Source organism: Klebsiella sp. K47, from assembly GCF_051858335.1.
Taxonomy (GTDB): domain Bacteria; phylum Pseudomonadota; class Gammaproteobacteria; order Enterobacterales; family Enterobacteriaceae; genus Klebsiella; species Klebsiella pneumoniae.
The window spans coordinates 1-241 of the sequence record NZ_JBPYUI010000204.1 but is presented as its reverse complement, the minus strand read 5'-3'; the positions used below and the strand labels follow the sequence as shown (position 1 = coordinate 241).

Genomic DNA, 241 nt, shown 5'->3' with positions numbered 1-241 from the left:
GCAGTCTGAACAGCGGGCAAGGATATCAGGCCTGCGGCTGGATATTCGACGCTGATACGGTATTCGACACCATTGGCATTCTGGAATGGGCGCGACTTGCACCGGTGGAACGCGTCAAAGGCGTGCTGCGTATTCCCGAAGGGCTGGTACGAATCAACCGTCAGGGCGATGACCTGCACATTGAAACGCAAAACGTTGCGCCACCGGACAGCCGTATTGAGCTGATTTCCAGCAGCGAAGC

At 56.8% G+C, this 241-nt stretch carries 1 pseudogene; it reads left to right on the top strand.

The window, feature by feature from the left end:
- Positions 1 to 241 (top strand): annotated as a pseudogene (locus RRF55_RS27705) (hypothetical protein); the annotation flags it as partial.